At 61.6% G+C, this 508-nt stretch carries 1 protein-coding gene; it reads right to left on the bottom strand.

All coding sequences use genetic code 11. From position 1 onward, the window contains the following. Positions 1–508 (bottom strand): IS630 family transposase (locus tag IVA92_RS08120; protein WP_247281267.1); only part of this gene is annotated, 508 nt, incomplete at both ends.

Raw genomic sequence — 508 nt, forward strand, 5'->3', positions numbered from 1 at the left:
TTTTTGAGGTAATTGGCGCATTCGTCGGCGGTGAAGGCATCGAGTGCGTGGCCGATTGCGGCGCAGACCGCATCGACGGTTCGGGCGGCAGCTTTGCGGAGCAGATGCTTGAGCTTGGCAAATACCTGTTCGATCGGGTTCAGGTCGGGCGAGTACTTTGGCAGGAAGAACAGTTTGGCGCCGACCGAACGGATGAGCTGGCGAACTGCTTTGCTCCTGTGGCTGCCGAGATTATCCAAGACGACGATATCGCCGGGTCGAAGGACCGGCAGGAGAACCTTCGCGACATAGGTGCGAAAGCTCACGCCATCGATCGGCCCCTCGATGAACCATGGCGCATCGATCCGATCATGGCGCAGGGCCGCCAGGAAGGTCATGGTCTTCCAGCGGCCGTGGGGAACCTTGGCGTGAAGTCTGCACCCGCGCGGCGCCCATCCCCGCAAGGGCGCCATATCGGTCCTGGTCCAGGTCTCGTCGATGAAGACCAGTCGCTCAGCTTCGACGCGAC

This window comes from Bradyrhizobium sp. 154 (assembly GCF_023073875.1).
Classification (GTDB): Bacteria; Pseudomonadota; Alphaproteobacteria; order Rhizobiales; family Xanthobacteraceae; genus Bradyrhizobium.